The organism is Parashewanella sp. 2304DJ23-3 (genome assembly GCF_056591695.1).
Map to the genome: position 1 here is coordinate 1 of NZ_JBWQOH010000022.1, position 2,119 is coordinate 2,119.

General features: G+C 39.6%; 2 protein-coding genes. Both read left to right on the forward strand.

Going from position 1 to position 2,119, the window contains the following annotated elements; translation table 11 throughout:
* Nucleotides 1–615 precede the first annotated feature (615 nt).
* Nucleotides 616–1,107: a GNAT family N-acetyltransferase gene (locus AC1EU2_RS18680; protein WP_480299786.1), complete on the forward strand. Its 492-nt coding sequence runs from the start codon at nt 616–618 to the stop codon at nt 1,105–1,107.
* A 445-nt stretch (nt 1,108–1,552) separates the two neighbouring features.
* On the forward strand, nt 1,553–2,119 hold a 567-nt coding region (locus tag AC1EU2_RS18685; protein WP_480299787.1), incomplete at its 3' end, for a hypothetical protein.

A 2,119-nucleotide genomic window follows, 5' to 3' on the forward strand; every position in this document is an offset into this window, starting at 1 on the left:
TCGGATTTTAGCCAACCAGCATTTGCCTGTTAAGCGGGCGTTATGTGGCAGTTATCACCCTTTGTTTTTCGTCTTATAGTTCAGAGAAGCGGGGTGGTTTGATTTCGGTAATCTTTCCCAAGCTGGCGAAAGAGGTTTGAGCAAGTCAAATATCAGCATTGTGCCATGCCAGCATCAAGTTCAGTTCTCTTTCAAGCTGCCAAGATGTTTGGGTGCCAATATTGGCGGGGAGTTTAGCCCGCAATCGGCTTTGAATTGTTGGTTGTTTTCTCGCAGCGGGCATCGCTTTTCGAGTGTCCTCTCGGTGCCATGGCAGCGCATAGTTTTTCACTTGTGGATAGCTGTAGTTCTCGCATGGCTGGCAGTCGGGTTCAGTGTTCGTGCGACGCCAGCCCAGAGATTTTTGGTTTGTCATGTTTGGCGAGTTCAGAGACAATCTAAGCCGGTTTCGAGTTGTATCAGGTTGTGTGCAACCCGGAAAGTTCAGTATGAATTTAGCCACATAACAAAAGGTTCCAGCTGACCCCGCCGTCGGCGGCGCATCTGAACCAAGCGTTATATGCTCAGTTCAAAGTTCAATCTCAACAGCAGCTGAAATAATAAATGGAGTTTTCAGTGTCTGAAATAAAAATAAGACATAGTGATAGTAACGATATTCAGGCAATAAGAGATATTTATTCTGGCAAGGTTGCCTATTCAGGCACACTACAGCTACCTTTTCCTTCAATAGCTGTCTGGGAGTCTCGTCTCGGGAATTTGCCTCAAGGAATTTATTCTTTAGTTGCAGAAATTGAAGGAGACCTTGTAGGCCAAATTGGACTACATGTTGAGCAAAACCAGAGAAGAAAACATGTAGCTGGTTTTGGTATGGCAGTTAAAGATACGTTTCAAGGTAAAGGTGTAGGCAGTAAATTGCTTTCTGCTGTCATTGATTTAGCCGAGAACTGGTTGAATATACAAAGGCTCGAACTGACAGTTTACACTGATAATGATGCAGCAATCGCGTTATATAAAAAGCATGGATTTAAAATTGAAGGTGAATCTCCTAAATTCGCCTTCAGAGATGGCGAGTTTGTCAGTGTGTATCATATGGCAAGAGTAAAATAAGTCGCATATAACAAAAAATTCCAGGTGACGCCTACGGCGCACCTGAATTTGGCGTTATACGTTGCTGCCACTCATTGTTTGTTTGGTTTGGCGGTAGCGTGCAAATTACAGTCTTGTTGTAGTTAGTTGTGGCAATCCAGTGTTTTCGCCTTTGCTTTCATTTTGTCGCAAATAGGCGTTCAACATTGCAGTAAGATCTAACTTTTATTTTGCGCCAGTTGCTCGTTTTACTTTGTAGTAAGGCTCAAAATTCAACGTTCATTTGTAACGTGGCAGTTTACTTCGTTCAGTAGTTTGTTAATCTGTAAGCGGTTGAGTAATCGGCAAAGTTCGTATAACAAGCCATTCAAGCAGACAAAAAACAGTTGGCTTTTGTCACTGCGTTCCAAAATTTTAGCCAACTATTTTTTGCTCCTTAATGGGGGCGTTAGCTCTCAGGGTGTTTATGAGTAACCTACAAGAAATAACTTCAATTATCAGCTCTATTGCATCCATTATTGCAATAGCAACTGTAATGTTTAGCTTGTATCAAAGTAAATTAAAGCCTCTGAAACTTGAAAGAGTTTTGATTCATAGGAAAAACTCAGAGTGTTTTTATAACTTGGTTATAAGTAATAACAAAAATTATCCTGTCACAATAAAATCTGCTAATGCTTTTACTAACGCAATGTACAAAGTAGAACAAGAGAAAGGCAGTAAACCCAATTTATCTAAGGCATACTCTCTTTCCGATAATTTTTTTATTAACAATGATTCTCATGAAATTGGAGCAAAAGCTTGCGATACTATACGAATTAAAGGTAATCATTTTACTGGTGAATTCAAAAAAATTATTATTTTAATTCAAAGTTCACATGGCTATCATGAGCTTACTTGCAACAATTTAACAATTGTTGATTTACACAGCAAAACCCAAGCTTTTGCACTGAAGCATATGTATGAATCAAAGTCCAAGTTCAAAGCATCCATTAAATTTTATTGGCTGTCTTTTTGCAGGCTGTTTTCAAAGAGC